Annotated in this window: 17 protein-coding genes and 1 tRNA gene; 8 read left to right on the forward strand and 10 right to left on the reverse strand. The window is 69.2% G+C overall.

Features of this window, described 5'->3' with window-relative positions; genetic code table 11:
• Positions 1 to 102: 102 nt before the first annotated feature.
• Positions 103 to 948 (reverse strand): alpha/beta fold hydrolase, encoded by an 846-nt coding sequence (locus V5F66_RS09000; protein ID WP_394093679.1) that lies wholly within the window; start codon positions 946 to 948, stop codon positions 103 to 105.
• Between the two features lie 165 nt (positions 949 to 1,113).
• On the opposite strand from V5F66_RS09000, the gene V5F66_RS09005 reads away from it, so the two are divergent.
• The 3 genes from V5F66_RS09005 (at position 1,114) to V5F66_RS09015 (ending at position 3,446) form a co-directional block, all read left to right on the forward strand.
• On the forward strand, positions 1,114 to 2,400 hold the full coding sequence (locus tag V5F66_RS09005) for a hypothetical protein (protein WP_394093680.1): 1,287 nt from the start codon (positions 1,114 to 1,116) through the stop codon (positions 2,398 to 2,400).
• A 222-nt stretch (positions 2,401 to 2,622) separates the two neighbouring features.
• Positions 2,623 to 2,865 carry a hypothetical protein gene (locus V5F66_RS09010; RefSeq protein WP_394093681.1) on the forward strand — a complete coding sequence of 81 codons (243 nt, stop codon included), beginning with the start codon at positions 2,623 to 2,625 and terminating at the stop codon, positions 2,863 to 2,865.
• Between the two features lie 77 nt (positions 2,866 to 2,942).
• Positions 2,943 to 3,446, forward strand: coding sequence for a YciE/YciF ferroxidase family protein (locus tag V5F66_RS09015; protein ID WP_394051541.1), 504 nt, complete (start codon positions 2,943 to 2,945; stop codon positions 3,444 to 3,446).
• Positions 3,447 to 3,643: 197 nt separating this feature from the next.
• Here V5F66_RS09015 and V5F66_RS09020 read toward each other — a convergent pair.
• A tRNA-Val gene (locus tag V5F66_RS09020) sits at positions 3,644 to 3,718 on the reverse strand.
• A gap of 193 nt (positions 3,719 to 3,911) precedes the next feature.
• Complete coding sequence (gene gph, locus V5F66_RS09025) at positions 3,912 to 4,610, reverse strand: phosphoglycolate phosphatase (protein ID WP_394051539.1); 699 nt, start codon at positions 4,608 to 4,610, stop codon at positions 3,912 to 3,914.
• Positions 4,611 to 4,802: 192 nt separating this feature from the next.
• Between gph and V5F66_RS09030 the strand changes: the two genes are divergently transcribed.
• The 3 genes from V5F66_RS09030 to V5F66_RS09040 all read left to right on the forward strand — a co-directional run bounded on the left by V5F66_RS09030 (position 4,803) and on the right by V5F66_RS09040 (position 6,718).
• Complete coding sequence (locus V5F66_RS09030; protein ID WP_394093682.1) at positions 4,803 to 5,285, forward strand: hypothetical protein; 483 nt, start codon at positions 4,803 to 4,805, stop codon at positions 5,283 to 5,285.
• A gap of 156 nt (positions 5,286 to 5,441) precedes the next feature.
• A complete protein-coding gene (rpiA, locus tag V5F66_RS09035) occupies positions 5,442 to 6,149 on the forward strand; it encodes a ribose-5-phosphate isomerase RpiA (RefSeq protein WP_394008052.1) in 708 nt (235 codons plus the stop codon).
• Positions 6,150 to 6,172: 23 nt separating this feature from the next.
• The gene (locus V5F66_RS09040; RefSeq protein ID WP_393998993.1) at positions 6,173 to 6,718 is read left to right on the forward strand and encodes a DUF2059 domain-containing protein; all 546 of its coding nucleotides are present in this window, start codon (positions 6,173 to 6,175) and stop codon (positions 6,716 to 6,718) included.
• A 71-nt stretch (positions 6,719 to 6,789) separates the two neighbouring features.
• Here V5F66_RS09040 and V5F66_RS09045 read toward each other — a convergent pair whose 3' ends face one another.
• Positions 6,790 to 8,979, reverse strand: coding sequence for a glycosyltransferase family 2 protein (locus V5F66_RS09045; protein WP_394093683.1), 2,190 nt, complete (start codon positions 8,977 to 8,979; stop codon positions 6,790 to 6,792).
• Between the two features lie 163 nt (positions 8,980 to 9,142).
• Between V5F66_RS09045 and gor the strand changes: the two genes are divergently transcribed.
• Positions 9,143 to 10,510 carry a glutathione-disulfide reductase gene (gene gor, locus V5F66_RS09050; RefSeq protein ID WP_012115200.1) on the forward strand — a complete coding sequence of 456 codons (1,368 nt, stop codon included), beginning with the start codon at positions 9,143 to 9,145 and terminating at the stop codon, positions 10,508 to 10,510.
• Positions 10,511 to 10,787: 277 nt separating this feature from the next.
• On the opposite strand, the gene V5F66_RS09055 is transcribed toward gor, so the two are convergent.
• Positions 10,788 to 11,678 (reverse strand): SHOCT domain-containing protein, encoded by an 891-nt coding sequence (locus V5F66_RS09055; RefSeq protein WP_393998989.1) that lies wholly within the window; start codon positions 11,676 to 11,678, stop codon positions 10,788 to 10,790.
• Between the two features lie 173 nt (positions 11,679 to 11,851).
• Complete coding sequence (locus V5F66_RS09060) at positions 11,852 to 13,123, reverse strand: multidrug effflux MFS transporter (RefSeq protein ID WP_157048119.1); 1,272 nt, start codon at positions 13,121 to 13,123, stop codon at positions 11,852 to 11,854.
• Between the two features lie 291 nt (positions 13,124 to 13,414).
• Between V5F66_RS09060 and V5F66_RS09065 the strand changes: the two genes are divergently transcribed.
• A complete protein-coding gene (locus V5F66_RS09065) occupies positions 13,415 to 14,851 on the forward strand; it encodes a class II 3-deoxy-7-phosphoheptulonate synthase (RefSeq protein WP_012115203.1) in 1,437 nt (478 codons plus the stop codon).
• A 127-nt stretch (positions 14,852 to 14,978) separates the two neighbouring features.
• Here V5F66_RS09065 and V5F66_RS09070 read toward each other — a convergent pair whose 3' ends face one another.
• From V5F66_RS09070 to V5F66_RS09085, 4 genes are all read right to left on the reverse strand, one after another.
• On the reverse strand, positions 14,979 to 16,055 hold the full coding sequence (locus tag V5F66_RS09070) for a DUF3616 domain-containing protein (protein ID WP_394051529.1): 1,077 nt from the start codon (positions 16,053 to 16,055) through the stop codon (positions 14,979 to 14,981).
• A 162-nt stretch (positions 16,056 to 16,217) separates the two neighbouring features.
• Entirely contained in the window at positions 16,218 to 17,456 is a 1,239-nt protein-coding gene (locus tag V5F66_RS09075; RefSeq protein WP_394051527.1) for an ABC transporter substrate-binding protein, read from the reverse strand.
• Between the two features lie 156 nt (positions 17,457 to 17,612).
• Positions 17,613 to 18,107, reverse strand: a complete 495-nt coding sequence (locus V5F66_RS09080; protein WP_394051525.1) for a GNAT family N-acetyltransferase — start codon at positions 18,105 to 18,107, stop codon at positions 17,613 to 17,615.
• A 245-nt stretch (positions 18,108 to 18,352) separates the two neighbouring features.
• Positions 18,353 to 19,555, reverse strand: coding sequence for an FAD-dependent monooxygenase (locus V5F66_RS09085; protein ID WP_394051523.1), 1,203 nt, complete (start codon positions 19,553 to 19,555; stop codon positions 18,353 to 18,355).
• Positions 19,556 to 19,583: the final 28 nt, after the last annotated feature.

Raw genomic sequence — 19,583 nt, forward strand, 5'->3', positions numbered from 1 at the left:
CGCCGTAAAATGGACATGACTGCAACCGCTTTGTGGCACGGCGGTTCCACCCGCACGGGAGTGTGATGCGGATTTTCCAACGGTGGGGCCTTGCGGTAACGCTCAAGCCTTGCCGGTTACCTCCCGGACGAAGGTCGCCAGCGCCGCATTGAAGCGCTCCGGCGCCTCCAGGAACGGCGCGTGGCCCACGCCTTCAAAGAGATCCAGCCGGGCGTTTGGCACGATTTCGGTAATATGTTCCGCCATGGCCGGCGCCACCACCTCGTCGAGGGCGCCCTGGACCACCAGGACCGGCACGTCGAGGGTGCGGTTCAGGGCATCATAATCCGCCACCCGGTCGAACAGGGCTGCGCGGATGTGGTGCGGCACCAGCATGTTCACGCCGAACATGAGCTCGAACAGCGGCTGGGGGACGGGATTGGCGAAGCAGCGGCGCAGGAAGGCGCGGGTGGCGGTGATGTTCTCCGCCACGTCCGGGCTGCACATCTGCCGCATGAGGCGGTTGCAGCTGCCATAGAAGCGCCGCTCGTTGGCGGTCACCGCATCCACGAACACGATGCCGGAAATGCCTTTGGTGCCGAAGGTGGCGACATAATCACCGATGATGCGCCCGGCGTAGGACCAGCCCACCAGCACCGGCCGCTCCAGGCCGAGGGCGTGGACCACCGCGTCCACCTCGCCGGCCCACAGCTCCGCTCCCTTGTAGCGCGCCGGGTCTTCCGGCTTGTCCGAGGCGCCGTGGCCGCGGAAATCGTAGGTGACCATTCGCAAGTCGGAGAGAAGCGGGCTTGCGGTCTGCCGCGACCAGCACAGGCTCGACTGGGAAAAGCCGTGGATGAAGACGACGCCCGGCCCGGTTTCCGCGCCGAAGGCCTCGGCGGCGATGCCGACGCCATCCGGGGTGGTGATGCGGGCGGTGCGGCGGGCAGGGGGCTTGGGAGCGCTCATGGGTCCTCAATAGCATTCCGGGGCGCCGGCTTTAAGCGCGGGCGTGGCCGGAGCGTGAAGCCGTTCACGCCAGGCATTGCCCCCTGGGTCTGCCGCCTTGGGTCCGCCGCTTTGCCGATGATATAGAGCGGGCCGAACGCGGCAGTGCCACAGAGGCGGCGAATCATGCGCAACCTTCCTTTGTCCCGAGCCGGGCGTCTCGCCCTCGTTGCCACCCTCGGGCTGCTTGCGCCCGCCACCGCGCGAGCCGCCGACCGCTACATGGCGACAGGGCTGCCCTTCTTCGATCCCTACCACGTGGCCATCGCCAGCATCGACGTGGCCGACGGCAAGGTCACGGGCACCCTCGCCGCCCCCGCGGGCGATCCGCGCCCGGCGCTGCCGCTCTCCGGCACGCTGGCCAACGGGGTGCTCACCCTCACCGCGGGGCAGGGGGCGGAGGCCTACCGCTTCGTCTTCAGCGAGAACGAGCGGGGCCTCCACCGCATCTTCGAGGAGACGACCAGCATCCCCGGCATCGATTCGGTCACCCTGTTCCGCCCCCCGGCGGGCTTCTCCGAGCCGGCGCTGGCGCTGCAGCATGATCCGGAGGACTGGTGCGGACGCGTCTACGGCGGGCTTTCCGTCCAGTTCCGCGCCAAGGACCTGGCGGCGACCGCCGAGGCGCCCGCAGCGGTGGCCGACCTCGACCTCGTGGTGGTGCCGCAGCAGGGCGGCACGGCAACGCAGAAGCTGAAGGACGCCTGGAGCCGCCTGCGCCTTGCGGCGCGGGGCGGCGACGACGTGTCCGTGGACATCGCCGTGCCGGTGGGCAGCGAGGCGAAGCATGCCGAGGACCTGCGCCGCCTGCCTCAGGTCTCTGCCGTGACGCTGCCGGCGCTGTGCGGCGAGATGGCCCTCGCCACCATTCCCCGCGCCCGCGTCGCGGAAGGGAGCACGGTGTCCGAGGCGAAGCTGAAATCCTATGCCGAAGCCATGCTGTCGCGCCTTTTGTCCGGCGCGGCGCCGGAGGCGTCGGCCGCTGGGCCGCGCAAGTTCAAGCTCGCCGGCGCCGTGGTGCCCGGCGTGTCCGGCCCCGCCTTCAAGGCGACCGTGACCGGGGAGGCGGAGGCGACGCGCCTCGGCAAGGGCAGCGTCGACCAGTTCACCCTGACCCTTGAGCCGGTGGTGACGCCGGACGATGCGGCCGACACCCTCTCGCTCATCCCCACCGTCACCGACCTGAAGAGCGCCCGGAAGGCAGGTCCGCAGCCGCCCGCCGACGCCGCCTTCCGCCCGGCGGACGATTCCAGCCAGGTGGCCGGCATCACCCAGCGCATCGTCTCCTTCATCGCCGCGGCCGAGGGCACGCGCTGCGCCTTCCTCACCCAGACCGCGTTCGACGAGCCCGATGGCGCACTCTCCTGCACCAACATCGCGATCGATGACGTGAGCCACCCTGACGAGAATTGAGGGTGAAGCCGGTCTGGCCGAGCCAGGTGTAGATTTGGCACAGAAATGCCCGATTTCACGAACGGTTAACAGCGCGGCCGCCACCTTATTTTCTCCGGAAATACGGTGGCGGCCGCGCTTTCATTTTAGATAGAGCGTGGCTGTGCGCTCCAAAAAATCGAAGGAACCATCCTCTCTCCCCTCCGTTGCATGACCAGGGGCTAAACAAGAGGAGACATTCCCATGACCAATCGTCAGCAGGGCGGTTTCACCGCTCCCGAGACGGATCAGGCCAAGGATGCGGCTCGCAAGGCGGCGGAAAACCGTCAGCAGCACCAGCAGGATCATGGCCGTGGCCAGCAGGGCGGCGGCGACCCGGAACGCGATCGCGAAGCCAGCCGCAAAGCCAGCCAGGAGGAGAAGCGCTCCCCTTCGCAGGATCGTGGTCAGCCGTCGGATGCCGGCCGCAAGCCGGGCGCGCGCTGACGCCTGTCCGCGTTGAGAATTCGGGCGGCGCGCGCCGCCTGAAGTCCGCGGCCATCCACAGACATCAGGAGACAGACATGGGCTTCTTTTCCAAAGACATCCATTCGCTCGACGATCTCTTCGTGCACACGCTGCGCGACATCTATTACGCCGAAAAGCGCATTCTGAAGGCGCTGCCCACCATGGTGGAGAAAGCCTCGAGCGCGACCCTGCGCCAGGCATTCCAGTCCCACCTGGGCGAGACCCAGGGGCATGTGATGCGCCTGGAGGAGGTGTTCCGCATGCATGGCGTCGAGGCCAGCCCGGTGAAATGCCCGGCCATCGACGGCATCATCGCCGAGGCCGAGGAGGTGGCGTCCGAGGTGGCCGATCCCGAGGTGCTGGATGCGGCGCTGGCTGCCGCGGCGCAGGCGGTCGAGCATTACGAGATCACCCGCTACGGCACCCTCGTCGCCTGGGCCAAGCGTCTCGGCCGCAATGACTGCGCCACCCTGCTCCAGCGCACCCTCGACGAGGAGAAGGCGACCGACGCCAAGCTCACCGGCCTCGCCGAGACCCAGGTCAACATGCGCGCGGCCTGACAAGACCGCGGCCGGCGCCTTCCGTCCCCCCGGGCAGGCACCGCATCTCTCCCTCCCGCGGGGAGAATCCCACTCGCCCCCGTCGCACCCGCGGCGGGGGCATTTTTTGCGTTGAGGGGGCGGCATGCGACGCACCGACGCGCTGAATGCGCGGCCAAGAAGCCGGTCAAGTATCTGGAAGGGTGCGGAAAAGAGAATGGTGGGCGATGCAGGGATTGAACCTGCGACCCCTCCCGTGTGAAGGGAGTGCTCTCCCGCTGAGCTAATCGCCCGCGCCATTTGCGAGGAGCGCCGTTTAGGCCGGCGCGCCCCTCCCTGTCAAGTGCCGGTCGCTCCGGCCTGTGGATGACGCCGGGGTACGACCCATGGAAATCGGCTCAAACGGCCCGGTCGGTCACGCTCCGCCTGGAGCCGGGACGCCGCGCTATCCGCTCAGATCGCGGTGCGATCCCGGCGGCGCGGGCTCTACGCAGCAGGACGCGCCAGAAGGGCATCCACCGCCCGCTCCAGCTCGTCGAAATGGTGGATCAACGCGTCCGCGCCGAGTTCCGCGGCCGGGGTTTCCGTATAGCCGAAGGAGACGGCGACCACGGGCACGCCGGTGGCGCGGGCGGTGAGCACGTCGGTGATGCTGTCGCCCACCATGATCGCCTGCGCCGCCGAGCCGCCGGCCGCCGCGATGGTGGATACCAGCGGCAGCGGGTCCGGCTTGGAGCGCGGATAGGTGTCGGCACCGGTGATCACCGAAAAACGCTCGGTGAGGTCCAGCGCGTCCAGCAGCAGCCGGGCGAGGTGCTCCAGCTTGTTGGTGCACACGGCGAGGCTCACGCCCTTGGCCGAGAGGCGGTCGAGGGCCTCGAGCAGGCCGGGGAAGGGGCGCGAGCCCACGGCGATGTTGTCGGCATAATGGGCGATGAAGCGCTTGGTCATCGCCTCCACCTCCACGTCGGGCAGGGCGACGCCCTCGCTCTTCAGGGCGCGGACGATGAGCAGGCGCGCGCCGCCGCCGATCATGTTGCGGGCCTCGTCGCGGTTCACCGGCGGGATGTTGTGCGGGGCAAGGACCAGGTCGAGGGCGTCCAGCAGATCGGGCGCGGTATCGACCAGGGTGCCGTCGAGATCGAAGGCGACGACGGGACGGGTGGAAGCGGGTGGGGCAGTCATGTTCGGGCCTTTTCATCGGGGACAGACGGGGATGGGGGGCGCCGACCCCACCACCTGCCTTAAATCCTGCCGCTTTTTCGCGCGAGCGTCCGCGTCGATCACACGGCTGCGGCGGCATGGCGCAGCCTCGGGCGCAGGACCCGCCGGGATCGGACGTGAACTTGGCGGGCCCGGAACACCAGGGAGACTTGAATGCAGGGGATTGTTCTTTCCGTGGCGCGATCGCGGACCCGCCTGCGGAATCTGATGCCGGGAGGGCGCAGTACGCTGGCGGCGCTGGCCTTCGCGGGCCTTGGTACCGTCGCCGGCGCCGGCGGCGTGCTGGCCCAGCCGGCCGCGCCCGCCCAGGGGGCTTACGAGTTCGCCGCCCCGCCCTCGGCCCAGGCAAACCGCGTCTATGGCCTCAACCGCCAGACCGGTGAGATGAACGTGTGCCAGTTCGAGCGGCCCGAAGGCAGCGCCGTGGGCATCACCCATTGCTTTGCGCAAGGGGAGGGGGCCGGCCCCCAGAAGGCCGGCAGCTATGCTCTGGCCCCCACCCATTACGAGGGCGAGACCGGCATCTTCCGGGTCAACCGCGACACCGGGGAGATGAGCATCTGCTACGTACGCGAAACCGCCCGGCCCCAGGGCGGAGCCGATTCCAGCCTGGTCTGTACCCCGGCGGCGCGTTGAGGCTTGGGGCCCATCGAGCCGTCGCGCCGCTTGTCGGCGGGCCGGATCGGGGCTAGAGCCGGAACGCGGCGGGGCGACCCGTCCCGCAGCAACGAAACGCCAATGCCCCACGCCGCGCCGGTTGGCCGCGCGAGGGGCACCGGAACGGAAACTCCCATGGTGCACGCCGAAGATCCGAAGCGCCGCGCGGCCGCTCACGCCCTCACCTACGTGACCGACGGCATGCGCCTCGGCCTCGGCACCGGCTCCACCGCCCGCCATTTCGTGGAGCTGCTGGCCGAGAAGGTCCATGCCGGCCTCAACATTCTCGGCGTGCCCACTTCCGAGCAGACTTTGTCGCAGGCGGTCTCCCTCGGCGTTCCGATCGCGACGCTCGACGAGGCCGGTCCGCTCGACTTGTGCATCGACGGGGCGGACGAGGTCGGCCCCGGCCTTGCCCTGATCAAGGGCGGCGGCGGAGCGCTGCTGCGGGAGAAGATCGTCGCCAGCGCCGCGCGCGAGATGGTGGTGATCGCCGACTCGAGCAAGAAGGTGGCGATGCTCGGCCGCTTCCCGCTGCCCATCGAGGTGGTGGATTTCGGCGTCGCCTCCATCGAGCGCCATGTGGCCGAGGCGGTGCGCAAGGCCGGCTGCGAAGGCCCGGTGAAGCTGCGCCGCGACGGCGATGGTCATCCTTTCGTCACCGATCAGGGCCACCTCATCCTCGACGCCCATCTCGGCCGCATCCCGGATCCGGCCGCGCTCGCCCGCGCGGTGGAGGAAGTCGCCGGTGTGGTCGAGCACGGGCTGTTCCTCGGCCTCGCCCGCCGGGTCGTCCTCGCGGGCGCGGACGGCATCACCGTGCTGGAGCCCGGCAGCTTCTGATTCCTCTTCCCGGAGAGAGACCCATGTTCATGTCCCATAGCGGCCGCTTCGGCGTGCGGCTCCTTCTCGCCGCCGCCTTTGCGGTGCCGGCCCTTCCGGTTCCCTTCGCCCTGGCCCAGCAGGCGCAGCCCGCCCAGCCGGCGGCGAAGGTGAGCGCACCTCATCTCCAGCTCGCCCGCGATCTGGTGGCGGTGAACGGCGAGGCCCGCGCCTTCGAGGGGATCATCCCCAACATCGTCGATGGCGCGGCGCTGTCGTTCCTCCAGACCAATCCCGATCTTGCCAAGCAGCTGCGCGAGGTCGCCATCATCGTGCGGCCGGAGTTCGAGGCGCGGCAGAACGAGATCATCGACATTCTCGCCAGCTCCTACGCCCGCCACTTCACGGAAGCCGAGCTGAAGGAGGCCATCACCTTCTATCGCTCTCCCACCGGCGCCAAGCTGGTGCAGGACCGTCCGGTCATCGTCCAGGAGGCGGTGCAGGGCATCCAGGCGTGGGGCGCGCAGGTGAACGCCCAGGCGGTGGAGCGGGTGCGCGCCGAGATGCGCAAGCGCGGCGTGGATCTGTAGGTTTCGCTCTGGCTCGGGCTCAAAAGGCTCCCGGCGCCATGCCGGGAGCCTTTTTTCGTTGAGGGCCGGCCTCAGATCGCGTCGGTGCGGGCGTCGCGCGAGCCCTGCGGCGCGTCGGCCAAGGCGGCGAACAGGTTCTTGCGGTCGAGGTTGGGGTTGGAGTGAGGGTCCACCAGCGTGGTAGCGTGCCACAGCGCGTCGAAACGCGCGTGCTGGGCCTTCAGCCGCTCGCGGTGGAGCTTGTTGCGGGCCTTCCCCCGCGAGGCCGATTCGTGGTGGATGAGCAGCGCGTAAGGCGTGGTCACCACCTCGTAGCCGGCGCGGCGGGCGCGCAGGCACAGGTCGATGTCGTTGCAATCCTCCTGGAACCGCTCCGCGTCCAGCGGGCCGATGGCCTCCCACACGTCCCTGCGGATGAGCTGGCAGGCGCCGGTGACCGCCGACACGTCCTGCCGCGCCAGCAGCCGGCCCTCGGGGCCGGGCGTGTCCGGCAGGGCATGGGCGAACCAGTGGGAGGCATAGCCGAACAGGCCGACCATCACCCCCGCATGCTGGATGGTACGATCGGGATAGAGCAGCTTGGCCCCCACGATGCCGACGCCCGGCCGTAAGGCGAGCGCCACCATCTCGCCGAGCCAGCCCGCCTCGATCACCTCGATGTCGTTGTTGAGGAACAGGATCAGGTCGCCGGTGGCGGCCGCGACCCCGTTGTTGCAGATGCGCGGGTAATTGAAGTCGCCATCGTCCCGCACGATGGTCGTGTCGGGCCATGTGGCCTTCATCTCCGCGAACAGGGCGAAGGTCTCCGGCTCCACCGAGCCGTTGTCCACGATGATGATCTCGAAATTGCGATAGGCCGTCTTCCCGATCAGCGAATCGAGCGCCATGCCCAGAAGGCCGGCGCGGTCGCGGGTGGGGATGACGATGGACACCTTGGGCGGCACCGCCGGCAGGGGGAAATCCGGCCGCAGGAAATGGGTCCCGGCCTCCGGCACCACGCTGACCGGCACGTTGAGCACGCCTTCGAGCGCCTGCGCGGCCAGCCGGGCGGTTTCAGGCGCGACGAAGCCCGGCGCCTTCTCCGGGCCGGAATAGGCGATGCGCGGCAGGTGCCGCACCGTACCGGCGCTGACCTCGGCCACCGTGCGCACGATGAGGTGATAGGGGGCGGCGGCGCCGAAGCCGGGATCGATCCCCAGCGTTCGGCTCCGCCCCGCCCGCAGCACGGTGAGCGCGCCCATATAGGGCGAGGCTTCCAGCAGGTGGCGATTGAAGGCCGGCTTGAACACGCCCGCCAGTGGCGTGCCGGAGGCGTCGCAGCGCTCCTCGTCGGTATAGAGCAACTGGCAGTCGGGATGGGCCGCAAACGCTGCGCGGATGAGGGCCACGGCGTCCCGCGTGGGGCGGCCGTCGAGGTCCAGCAGGCAGATGAGGCCGTCGTCCGGCGCAGCGCTGGCGGCGAGGGCGGCCTTGAGCAAGCTGGCGTCGTCCGTCCCCTGCGCGGGCACGATGCGGCCGGTATCGCCCACCGCCTCCGCCAGCTTGTCGTCGTCGCGGACAAGGCGGTCCGCGCTTGCGGCGATGATCCAGCTGAAGTTCCGGTCGGTCTGCGCCGTCAGGGCCAGCGCGCAGGCGGCGATCTCCTTGAGTGTGCGCCCGTCCCCGGCCGCCGACAGGAACACGAGGGCCGGCGCCGCCCCTTCTGCCGGAACCTCGGTGAAGTCCTCCACGAAGGCGTCGCGGAAGCGCTGGTACTGCGCCCGCTTCAGGGACAGGCGGGCCTGTGCGGTCTGGCTCAGGGCGATGAGGCTCAGGCCCAGATGGCGCGCCGCGCCCTCCGCCTGACGCCAGCGGCTCTGAAGGCCCTTCAGCCCGCCTTCGGGGGTGGAGAAGGACCCGTTCCGGAAGGCATGGAGCTTCAGCAGCAGCCGCCCGGCAGGAAACTGCCCGCGCACGGGATAGTAGCCGAGCCCCACCGCGCCTTCCGATACGCCCGCTCCGGTGACGACGATCCGCGCCGTACCGGCCGGCAGATCCGCCGCCACCGGCGTGTCCGCCTCCGCCGGGAAGCTGGCGAGGGGCGTCCCGCGCCCGTCATCCATGCGCACCACCAGCGGACCGGGGACACCCGTGGCGACCAGCACCGCCACCGCCCCCCCGGCACCCGGCAGGCGCAGCAGGAGGGGCGGGAGAAAGGCCGCGGTGCCCGGTGCCGAGGTCGTGGCGCGCAGGGGCCGGGGCGGGATCACGTCGTTCAGCATGGGATGTGGTCCCGCCCCTTCGCGGCTTGTTCCGGCTCAGGCCGCCGGGCGATCCGTCCGGCCTTGGCCCCGGCGCATGGGGCACGACCGTGGCTTTCCCTTGACGGATGGGAGCGCCGGCCGTTTTGTGGCGGCCGTTGCGCGGCGCGAAGGACGGTTTGGAATGTCACGGCGAGAAGTCGACCTGTTTGTCATCGGCGCGGGCTCGGGCGGGGTGCGCGCGGCGCGCATCGCGGCCCAGCACGGCGCCCGGGTGATGATGGCGGAGGAATACCGCGTCGGCGGCACCTGTGTCATCCGTGGCTGCGTGCCCAAGAAGCTGTTCGTTTATGCCGGCCGTTTCGCCCACGATATCGAGGACATGGCTGGCTTCGGCTGGCGGGTGACCGAGCCGGAGTTCGACTGGCTGACCCTCGTCGCCAACAAGGACAAGGAGATCGCCCGCCTCGAGGCCATCTACCGCCGCAATGCGGAGAATGCCGGGGTGGAGGTGGTGGCCTCCCGCGCCGTGGTGGTGGGCCCCAACTCGGTCCGTCTCCTCGCCACCGGGGAGGAGATCGGGGCCCGCTACATCCTTCTCGCCACCGGCGCCCGGCCGGCGCTGGGCCCGGCCATTCCGGGCTGCGAGCTCGCCATCACCTCCAACGAGGCGTTCAACCTCACCCATTTCCCCAACCGCATCCTGGTGCAGGGCGCCGGCTATATCGCGGTGGAATTCGCCGGCCTGTTCCGCGCGCTGGGGGCCGATGTCACCCTGGTCTATCGCGCCGACAAGGTGCTGCGCGGCTTCGACGGGGAGATCCGCGACCATCTGGAAGCCGAGATGACCCGCGCCGGCATCCACCTCAAGCCGGGGCGAACCCTGACCTCCATCGAGGTGATCAACGGCGGCAAGCGGGTCACCCTGTCGGATGGCTCGGTGGTCGAGGTGGACGACGTGATGCTCGCCCTCGGCCGCATTCCCAACACGGCCCATCTGGGCCTCGACACGGTCGGGGTGAAGCTCGACGAGGTGGGCGCCGTGGTGGTGGATGAGACGGGCGCGACCAACGTGCCGTCCATCTATGCGGTGGGCGACGTGACCAACCGCATCAACCTGACCCCGGTCGCCATCCGCGAGGGCCATGCCTTCGCCGACACGGTGTTCGGCAACAAGCCCTGGACCGTGGACCACTCCCTGGTGGCCACCGCCGTGTTCTCCGAGCCGGAGATCGGCACCGTGGGCCTCTCGGAAGAGGCGGCCCGCGCCCTCGGCCGGCCCATCGACATCTACAGCACCTCGTTCCGCCCGCTGAAGGCGACGCTCTCGGGCCGCGAGACGCGCACCTTCATGAAGCTGGTGGTGGACAAGGAGAGCGACGTGGTGCTCGGCTGCCACATCATGGGCGATGCCGCCTCCGAGATGATCCAGCTCGCCGGCGTGGCGCTGGGGCTGAAGGCGAAGAAGGCGGATTTCGACCGCACCGTCGCCGTGCACCCCACCTCCGCCGAGGAACTGGTGACCCTGCGCACGCCTACGCGCAGCGTCTGACCGGGGATCGGGGTGTCGCCGCCGTTCCGATCCCTCTGGGACCGGAACGGATGTGGTGCGGCGCGCTAAGAGCCGGTTGAAATTCACGCCAATTGGCGCTTGCAGCCCTCACCGGGCTTTACCACCGTCATGGCCGGACTTAACCCGGCCATCCACGGTGACGGGCAGGGAACTCAGCTCCGAGCGGAGCACAAGCGGCTCGGCGTGGATGTCCGGGTCAAGCCCGGGCATGACGAGGGTGATGGCGGGATGCCCTCTCGAATGTCCAAACGGGCGCTCAGAGCCGGCTGAGCAGCTCGGCCTTCTTGGTGCTGAACTCCTGGTCGCTCAGGATGCCCTTGGCGTGGAGGTCGGCCAGCTTCTCGATGGCGGAGATCACCTCGTTCTGGCCCAGCGGCGGCAGGGGATTGCCGAAGGTCTGGGGCTGCGGCGCATAGGTCTGCTGCTGCGGGGGTGGCGGCGGCGGATCGTAGACCGGCGGCGGCGGGGCGTAGGCCTGAGCCGGGGCCTGGGGCGCGCCGCTCACGATGGGCAGGTTCGAGACGAACACCGTGCCGTACTGGCTGGTGAAGGTGAGGGAGCCCGAGCCGCCCTGCTGCTGGGAGAAGCCGCCGATCTGGTGGTCGAGGCTGTCATAGACCGTCACCTGACCGTTGAGGTCGATGGCGAGGCGATGCGATTCCGGGAAATAGGCGTAGCGCACCGAGTTCTGCGCGCCGGTGCTGGCCGGCTGGCCAAGATCGGCCGGCCACCAGTTGAAATTGCCCGAGGCGTCCGGAATGAACAGGCTGGACTGGTTGCCTCCCATCCCCATCCCGCCGCCGCTCGACTGCCACTGCCCGCTCCCGGAATAGCCGCCGCCCTGACTCTGGGACTGGAAGCTGCCGCTCTGGGTGAGGCCGGGCTGGTTGGCGACGAGGTTCGACAATTCGCTGCACAGGCCGTCCACGCGGCCCTTCAGGTAATTGTTGAACATGTCCGAGACCATGGTCATCCCGCCGCGCATCCACTGGCCGGATCCGCCGAACTCGGGATGGCTGAACTGGGCCATCGAACCGTTGCCGGCGATCACCGAGAACAGCATGGAGGTGACGGCATCCGGGCTGAAGCCGGTGCGCTGGGAGATGGCGTTGATGGCCGCCTGGCCTTCGGGCGAAAGTTGAGGCATGAGGCTCCTGTTGTCGTTCGAACTGCGGGCGCAAGATCGCGCAAGCGTGTAGGCGCAAGCATTTCTTCTACCACGGCTTGCGGACAGTTCGCCGACAGAATCCGCCACGGCGGGCGGGGCACCCATGCAGCAGGCACGGAGCGGGGAACCGCTCCGGCGCTATGATTAGCCGCCTATTGATTGTGCCCGAACAGCCGACCCTTCTCGGCCCACAGCACGAACACCAGCGCGATGGCCCCGAGCACCATGTAGCCCAGGCTCAGCGGCAGCACCGTGCCGTCGAAGGCGCGGCCCACGAAATAGCCGAGCACGGACGCCATCAGGGTGGTGAAGCCGCCGATGAAGGAGGAGGCGGTTCCGGCCACCGCGCCCAGCGGCTCCATGGCCATGGAGTTGAAGTTCGGCACCGTGAGCGCGAACAGGAACTGTCCCGCCCCGACGAGGCCGCAGAACAGGATCAGCGGCGGCTTGCCGCCATAGGCGAGGCTGGCTGCCACCATCAGGGCCCCCACGGTGATGAAGCCGCAGATGCCGCCATGGGACAGCCGCCGCATGCCGATCCGCCGCACCAGCGCCGCGTTGGTGAAGGAGGCCACCGCCATGATGCCCGCCACCGCGGCGAACGCCACCGGGAACAGGTTGCCCAGCTTGTAGACATCGGTCTGGAACACCTGGGAGGCGGAGCCCACATAGGCCATCAGCGATCCCATCATCAGGCCGATGGCCACCGCATAGCCCGCCGCGCGGCGGGTGGTGAGGGTGAGCACCACGGCCTTGCCGATGGCCCGGAACGAGAAGGGGATGCGATATTCCGGATGCAGCGTCTCCGGCATGCGCAGGCCGAACCAGACCAGCAGTGCCACCGCCAGCGTGAGCATGGCGATGAAGATGAGGTGCCAGGAGCCGAAGGCCAGGATCAGGCTGCCCAGCGCCGGCGCCAGGATGGGCACGGTGAGGAACACCATCATGGCCAGTGACATGATGCGCGCCATCTCGCGCCCCTCGAACCGGTCGCGCACGATGGCGATGGCCAGCACCCGGCCCGAGGCCGCGCCCACGCCCTGGATCACGCGCGCGGCGATCAGCACGTTGAAATCCCGTGTGAACAGGGCAATCAGCGTGCCCACCGCATAGATGGCGAGGCCCGCGAACAGGATCGGCCGGCGGCCCACCACGTCGGAGATGGGGCCGTAAAGGAACTGCGCGGAGCCGATGCCGAGCAGGTAGGCATAGACCATCACCTGCACGTCATTGGCGTTGGCGAGGGCGAAGTCCTCCCGGATGGCGCCGAAGGCGGGCAAGAGGTTGTCGATGGAGAAGGCCGTCATGCCGATGAGCAGGGCGATGAGGGCGACGAATTCGAGGAACGGCGGCCGGGTGGGCGCCGTCGCCTTCGCCGGGATGGACGCGTTGCGGGGCGCGGGGGCGCGCTCGGGATGGGACATGGAACGCTCTGGCATTGGACGTGTCCCGCAACAGACACGGTTGTGAGGCGCGGCGCGCGGGGAGGGGCGACCGGCAAGGGGGCGGATGGGCCAAGGACACATAGGCGATGGCGCCGGCAAGGAGAAGGGCCGCCGTCCGATGACACCGAACCGTGTTTGCGGCGCGTCCTTTCGGCGCGGCGCGGGTTCGTGTATAAGCCCGCCTTCCGGCCCCGCGAACACAAGAGGAACGCAAGGGCTGGACCCGGTGTCGGACGAGCCGGCCCGGTTTTTGAGAACATGGAGAGTGAAATGGTGACCCGCCCGCAATCCGCTCCCGTCCCTGGCGCCGAGGCTTCTCGCCGCGCCGAAGGCTGGCGTCCGGATAGCTGGCGATTTTATCCCGGCGTGCAGATGCCCAATTATCCGGACAAGGCAGAACTCGCCGAGGTGGAAGCCAAGCTTGCCTCCTACCCGCCCCTCGTCTTCGCCGGCGAGGCGCGCCGCCTGAAGGCGGAGATCGCCAAGGTCGCCCGCGGCGAAGCCTTCCTGTTGCAGGGCGGCGACTGCGCCGAGAGCTTCGACGAGCATTCGGCCGACAACATCCGCGATTTCTTCCGCGTCTTCCTGCAGATGGCGGTGGTGCTCACGTTCGCCGGCGGCTCGCCGGTGGTGAAGGTGGGCCGCATCGCCGGCCAGTTCGCCAAGCCGAGGTCTTCGGATACCGAGACCGAGAATGGCGTGACCCTGCCCAGCTACCGCGGCGACATCGTCAACGACATCGCCTTCACGGAAGCGGCCCGCGTGCCGGATCCGCGCCGGCAGATCGAGGCGTACCGCCAGTCGGCGGCCACCCTCAACCTGCTGCGCGCCTTCGCCAACGGCGGCTATGCCAACCTTGAGAACGCCCACCAGTGGATGCTGGGCTTCGTGAAGGACAGCCCCCAGTCCTCGCGCTACCAGGAACTCGCGAACCGCATCACCGAGGCGCTCGACTTCATGCGCGCCTGCGGGATCAATCCGCAGAGCCACCCGGAAATGCGGACCACGGACTTCTTCACCAGCCACGAGGCGCTGCTGCTCGGCTACGAGCAGGCGCTGACGCGGGTGGATTCCACCTCCGGCGACTGGTACGCCACCTCCGGCCACCTGTTGTGGATCGGCGACCGCACCCGCCAGCCGGACCATGCGCATGTCGAGTATTTCCGCGGCATCCGCAATCCGATCGGCATCAAGTGCGGCCCCTCCATCACCGGGGACGGCCTCATCCGCCTCTTGGACATGCTGCAGCCCGACAATGAGCCGGGCCGCATCACCCTCATCTGCCGCTTCGGCGCCGACAAGGTGGGCGACTACCTGCCGGGCCTGATCCGCGCGGTGGAGAAGGAGGGGCGCGTGGTGGCGTGGTCGTGCGATCCCATGCACGGCAACACCATCAAGGCGGCGTCGGGCTACAAGACCCGGCCGTTCGAGCGCATCCAGTCGGAGATCCGCTCGTTCTTCGACATCCATGCGGCCGAAGGCACCTTCGCCGGCGGCGTGCACCTGGAGATGACGGGCAAGAACGTCACCGAGTGCACCGGCGGCGCCCGCGCCATCTCGGACGAGGACCTGCGCGATCGCTACCACACCTATTGCGATCCGCGCCTCAACGCCGAGCAGGCCATCGAGACCGCCTTCCTGGTGGCCGAGCTGCTGAAGCGCGAGCGCCTCGCCCGCGGCCGCCCGGAGGTGGTGGCGGCGGAGTGATCCGCTTTACTGCAAGGTAGCGGCCGGCGACGGCCATGACGATCGGCGCCCCCGGGAGGATCTCCCGGGGGCGCTTTTTTGTGGGGTGGCGGGGGAGACCTGGCCGGGCCTCTGCGTTGTTACTGGTTTACTGGCGCTTCGGCTTGTCGATGACGAATTCCGTGGCGCCGCCGTCGGCCTTGCCGTCGAACCAGACCAGCACCCGGTAGTGGTTGTCGTCTTCCGCCAGCACCAGCAGGGTTTCGGCTTTCTCGCTGTTGGAAACGCCGGGCAGGGTGCCGAGCGGGCGGGCCGTATCGCCGTCCTTGCCGCTCCACAGCCACACCTGCGCGTCCGGGATCGGGGCGGGGCCGGGCTTCTCGCAATTGTAGGCAGCCGTCCCGCGGGCATCATTGCTCCGCCCGCTGAGAACGAGCACGCCGTCCTTGACCCGCGCCAGATCGCGGATGCCCACATTGTCGCCCAGGGCCAGCGGGCTTGCCTTCGCAGTGAAGGGCTTCCCGGAGAACAACGCCTCCACCTTTGCGCGGACCACGAAGGCGTTGCCAGCGATGCAAGGCCCGCGCAGGCCGAACAGGGCCTCGTCGTCGAGGATGGCGAGGCCCTCCACCGTCACGCCGTTCTCGTCGAGTTTCTTTGGGGCAAACTGCCCGATGTCCGGCAGGTTAGCGATGGCCGGGCCAAGGGTCGCCGCGGACTCGATCTGCGGCGCCACCGTCTCGGCATCGAATGGGAACGTTGGCCGGCCGGTGGCCGAATCCACCGGAAAGCGCAGCACATGGTAACGCGAGGGCTGAAGCTTGCCCTTGCGCGACAGTCCATGGGAGCCGGTGATGTAGAAATAGCCGGGGGCGCCTACCGCGCGTGGCGCCACATAGGCGACGCCCTCGGCGTCCAGTTCCTTCATCTTCTTGTCGCCGTCGCGCGATGGCAGCAGGCCGATGACCTCCTTCGGGACGATGGTGGTGCCGTCGATCTCGAAGAACTGGGCGAAGCGCCCCTCGTCATTCACCACCAGGCAGCGGTTGGTGTCGGGCACGCAGGCCGCGCCGCTCAGGGCCTCGTTGGCTGTGTTGTCGTTGCCGTCTTCCTGGCGGAAGGGCGGCGGCTTGACTTGCCATGTCTGCTGCGGCGGGCTGACGATGTCCGCAGAGGCGAACTGGGTCGAGAACAACAACAGCCCGACCGATGCCGCGAAGCGCATGGTGGCCTCCCGCATAAATAGAACATAGACATAAACTATACTTTATCGTGTGGTCACGCCAGCGTCGGCCCAAAAGAAAGGCCCTCCCAGTGGGGAGGGCCGATCTGCATCGCGAGGGGCCGGCGCGCGGCCCGCGGTAGGTGGTTTAAGAGCGCCCCGGCCTCACTTCACCAGCGGGCAGCCGCCGTCCTTGAGCGGGCGGAAGGCGTCGGCGGCGGGGATGGTGGCGACTACCTCGTAGAGGTCCCACGGGCCCTTGGAGTCGGCCGGTTTCTTCACCTTGAAGAGGTACATGGGGTGGGTGGCGCGGCCGTCGATGCGCACTTCGCCCTTGCCGAACAGCGGGTCGTCGATGGGGGTGGCGCGCATCTGCTCCATCACCTTGGGCGCGTCCTTGGTCTTGGCGTCCTTGATGGCGTTGAGATAGTGCAGCGCGCTGGAATACACGCCGGCCTGCGCGCTCGTCGGCATCTTGCCGCCGAACTTCTCGGCGAACCGCTTGGAGAAGGCGCGGGTGTCGTCGTTGAGGTCCCAGTAGAAGGCCTCGGTGAGCAGCAGGCCCTGCGCGGCGGTCAGCCCCATCGCCTTCACGTCGGAGGAGAAGATCAGCAGCCCGGCCAGCGACTGGCCGCCCTGGGTGATGCCGAACTCGGAAGCCTGCTTGATGGCGTTGATGAGGTCGCCGCCGGCATTGGCGAGGCCGATCACCTTGGCGCCGGAGGACTGCGCCTGCACCAGGAAGGACGAGAAGTCGGTGGCGGAGAGCGGGTGCTTCACGCTGCCGGCGACCTTGCCGCCCGCGGCCTTCACGGCGGCGGCCGCGTCACGCTCCAGCGCCGCGCCGAAGGCATAGTCGGCGGTGATGAAGAACCAGGGCGAGCCGCCCTGCTTGGTGATCGCCGAACCGGTGCCGTTGGCGAGCGCCCAGGTGTCGTAGGTCCAGTGCACGGTGTTGGGCGAGCACTTGGCGCCGGTGAGGTCGGAGGTGCCGCCGCCGGACACGAGGAAGATCTTGTTCTTCTCCCGGGTCACGTCATTCACCGCCAGCGCCACCGAGGAGGTGGTAACATCCATGATGGCGTCCACCCCGTCCTGGTCGTACCACTTGCGGGCGATGGAGGAGCCGACATCCGGCTTGTTCTGGTGGTCGGCGCCCACCACCTCCACCTTGAAGCCCTTGTTCTTGGCCATGAAGTCCTGGGCCGCCATCTGCGCGGCCACCACCGAGCCGGGCCCGGAAATGTCGGCATAGACGCCGGACATGTCGTTGAGCACGCCGAGCTTGACGGTGGTGTCCTCGGCCCGCGCGGCGCCGGCCATGAGGCCGCAGAGCGCCGCCGCCACCAGCAGCGGTCGCGGATGGAACAGGGCGCGCGGATCGAGCGATCGACGTGACGTCATTTAGGTCTCTCCCTTGTGATTCTTATATTTCCGCCCGGCCTGCGACAGGCCGGCGGCTTGTTCTTATGGTGTTGACGTAAGCACGGGCCGAGGCCGGGGACAATATGCGCACGGCGTCGTGATCGGCCCGGCTGGAGCCGGTCCGAGGGCAACGCCTCAGGCGTTCACCATGCCGGCCACGTCGGTGAAGGCGCCTTCCACCAGTTCCGCCACCAGCAGGCGGGCCGGGTCCACCGGGCCGGGCAGCGTCACCCGGCCGGGGGGCACGCGCCTGAAGCCGAAGCGGGCGTAATAAGGCTCGTCGCCCACCAGCACCACCAGGCGGTGGCCGCCCTCCTGCGCCGCCTTCAGCGCCACCTCCATCAGCCGGGCGCCGATGCCCACCGACTGGAACGGCGGCTCCACCGTGAGCGGGCCGAGCAGCAGGGCGGGCGTGGTGCCGACGCGCACGCGCGTCAGCCGCACCGAGCCCACCAGCATGTTGCCCACCCGCGCCGTGAAGGAGAGGGCGCGCTCATGGGGCGCCTGCTCGCGGATACGGAAGGCGGTGCGGGCGAACCGGCCGGGGCCGAAGGTGCGCTCGTGCAGCTTGTCGATGTCGTGGTCGTCGGCCGCCGTCTCGACGGCGATGGACAGGGGAAGCTCAGTCATGGAAGGCTCGTTTCGCGGGCAGGACGAAAGGCCCGCGAGACAGCCGGAGGGATCACCGACAGGGTCGTCAGGCGGGCAGCAGGGCACGGGCGGTCTGGGGCGCCGTGTCCTGTCGTCGTCGCTGAAGGCGGGTGACCATCACGTCCTGCACGAGAACATCTTCCTCGAGAGAGAGGCGGGCCGATACCACGGCCGTGGGGGAAGGTCCAGAGGGCGGGCGGCGATGCCCGTACCGGCCCGGCCCCTCAGGCGCCGTAGATCCAGCCGTAGCGGTCCAGCAGGGCCGGGCCCTGGCGGCGCAGCACCAGGTCGCGGGCGATCCGGGGCGCGCCGGAGAGGTGGTAGATCATGCCGTTGCGCCGCGCCTCGCCCTGGATGCGGGCGGTGCGGCCGCGCCGCTCGCTCTCATAGGCGCGCAGGGCGGCGGCGGCGTCGTTCTCACGGGTGAGCGCGCCGGCAAGGCTTGCCGCATCCTCGATGGCCTGCGCCGCGCCCTGGGCGAGGAAGGGCAGCATGGCATGGGCGGCATCGCCCAAAAGCGTCACCCGGCCGGAGCCCCAGCGGGGCAGGGGATCGATGTCGTAGAGCCCCCAGCACAGGAAATGGGAGGCGCTTTCCAAGAGCGCGCGCACCTCGCCGGTCCAGGAGGCGAAGGCGGCATGCACGGCGGCGCTGTCGCCGGGGGCGCTCCAGCGGGCCACCGGCTCGGTCTGCTTGACGATGGCGACGAGGTTGAGCACCTCGCCGCCCTTCACCGGATAGACCACCAGATGCGCGTCGCGGCCGAGATAGAGCCGCACGTCGGGCGGATGGCGCGCCGGCACCGGCACGGTGGCGCGAAAGGCAAGGCGTCGGGCGAACACCGGCGGGTCCTTGACGCCGAGATGGGCGCGCACCGCAGAGCGCACGCCATCGGCGCCGACGAGGATGTCGGCGCCATGGGCCAGCAGGGTGTCGCCCTGCTTCACCACCGCGCGCACGCCACCGAAGGAGGGTTCCACCGCCGTCAGGTCGGAGCCGAGGGTCAGGATGGCGCCTGCCTCCCGGGCCGCATCGGCCAGCAGGTTCTGCAGGTCCGCCCGGTGTACCACGAGGAAGGGCGCGCCGTAGCGCGTCACCGCCGGTCCGTAATGGGCGCGGGTGATGGTGGCGCCGCTGCGCCCGTCGCGCACGTCCAGGGAGCGCGGGGCCACCGCCACCTGCTCGAGGCGCTTCAGCAGGCCGAAATCGCGCAGGATGCGGGTGGCGTTGGGGGTGAGTTGGAGGCCGGCGCCGACCTCCTTCAGCTTCTTCGCCTGCTCCACCACCTGCACCGTGAGGCCGGCGCGGGCCAAGGCGATGGCGGCGGCAAGCCCGCCGATTCCCGCCCCCACCACGACGGCACTGCGCGCCGCGCGGACGGGCTGTGGCCGAAAGGGGACAGGCGCGAAGGGAATGGGGTCGGCCATGGCGGCATCCGGCTCCGCGCGGGGAGCC

It is taken from the genome of Xanthobacter versatilis (genome assembly GCF_043193975.1).
Lineage (GTDB): Bacteria > Pseudomonadota > Alphaproteobacteria > Rhizobiales > Xanthobacteraceae > Xanthobacter > Xanthobacter autotrophicus_E.